Below are 1,810 nucleotides of genomic sequence, written 5' to 3'. Positions count from 1 at the left end.
TTCGGGGTGTGTGGTGGTGGGATTCCTTTGATTGACAATGATGGTCCGCCAGGACCATGTCGGTCAGGGTTCGCCTTCACAATGGTTTGACCACCGTCCCGAGCTTCGTGTTCGGGGGGTGGTTGGTAGGCCTTTGATGGAGAGTTTGATCCTGGCTCAGGACGAACGCTGGCGGCGTGCTTAACACATGCAAGTCGAGCGGTAAGGCCCTTCGGGGTACACGAGCGGCGAACGGGTGAGTAACACGTGAGCAACCTGCCCCTGACTCTGGGATAAGCCCGGGAAACCGGGTCTAATACCGGATACGACGCGCACCCGCATGGGTTGCGTGTGGAAAGTTTTTTCGGTTGGGGATGGGCTCGCGGCCTATCAGCTTGTTGGTGGGGTGATGGCCTACCAAGGCGGTGACGGGTAGCCGGCCTGAGAGGGCGACCGGCCACACTGGGACTGAGACACGGCCCAGACTCCTGCGGGAGGCAGCAGTGGGGAATCTTGCGCAATGGGCGAAAGCCTGACGCAGCGACGCCGCGTGGGGGATGACGGCCTTCGGGTTGTAAACCTCTTTTACCACTGAAGCAGGCCAGGGTTTCTGCTCTGGTTGACGGTAGGTGGGGAATAAGGACCGGCTAACTACGTGCCAGCAGCCGCGGTAATACGTAGGGTCCGAGCGTTGTCCGGAATTATTGGGCGTAAAGAGCTCGTAGGCGGCGTGTCGCGTCTGCTGTGAAAGCCCGGGGCTTAACTCCGGGTGTGCAGTGGATACGGGCATGCTTGAGGTAGGTAGGGGAGACTGGAATTCCTGGTGTAGCGGTGAAATGCGCAGATATCAGGAGGAACACCGGTGGCGAAGGCGGGTCTCTGGGCCTTACCTGACGCTGAGGAGCGAAAGCATGGGGAGCGAACAGGATTAGATACCCTGGTAGTCCATGCCGTAAACGTTGGGCGCTAGGTGTGGGGCCTTTCCACGGGTTCCGTGCCGTAGCTAACGCATTAAGCGCCCCGCCTGGGGAGTACGGCCGCAAGGCTAAAACTCAAAGGAATTGACGGGGGCCCGCACAAGCGGCGGAGCATGTTGCTTAATTCGACGCAACGCGAAGAACCTTACCAAGGCTTGACATTGCCCACGCACCCGTAGAGATACGGGGTCATTTGGTTGGTGGGTGACAGGTGGTGCATGGCTGTCGTCAGCTCGTGTCGTGAGATGTTGGGTTAAGTCCCGCAACGAGCGCAACCCTTGTTCCATGTTGCCAGCACGTAGTGGTGGGGACTCATGGGAGACTGCCGGGGTCAACTCGGAGGAAGGTGGGGATGACGTCAAGTCATCATGCCCCTTATGTCTTGGGCTGCAAACATGCTACAATGGCCGGTACAACGGGGTGCGATGCCGTGAGGTGGAGCGAATCCCTAAAAGCCGGTCTCAGTTCGGATTGGGGTCTGCAACTCGACCCCATGAAGGTGGAGTCGCTAGTAATCGCGGATCAGCAACGCCGCGGTGAATACGTTCCCGGGCCTTGTACACACCGCCCGTCACGTCACGAAAGTCGGCAACACCCGAAACGTGTGGCCCAACCCTTGTGGGGGGAGCGCGTGAAGGTGGGGCTGGCGATTGGGACGAAGTCGTAACAAGGTAGCCGTACCGGAAGGTGCGGCTGGATCACCTCCTTTCTAAGGAGCCTTTCAGGGCCGGCGTTTTCTTCTACGGGCCGGTCCGGCTCGGAAGTGGATGGCTTAAACGAAGTGCAATCGGACTTCCCTGCTTCACCTGCTGGTTTGTATGGCTGGTGGGGGGTGGGGGCGCGCTGTTGGGTAT

1 rRNA gene is annotated in these 1,810 nt (G+C 59.5%); it reads left to right on the top strand.

The features are described 5' to 3' along the window. The first annotated feature begins 133 nt into the window (after positions 1-133). Positions 134-1,665 (top strand): 16S ribosomal RNA (locus tag CLV63_RS32890). Positions 1,666-1,810 lie beyond the last annotated feature (145 nt).

This window comes from Murinocardiopsis flavida (assembly GCF_003014485.1).
In the GTDB taxonomy this organism is placed as follows: Bacteria; Actinomycetota; Actinomycetes; order Streptosporangiales; family Streptosporangiaceae; genus Murinocardiopsis; species Murinocardiopsis flavida.
The sequence above is the reverse complement of the archived record's forward strand: the minus strand, read 5'-3'. Positions and strand labels throughout refer to the sequence as shown.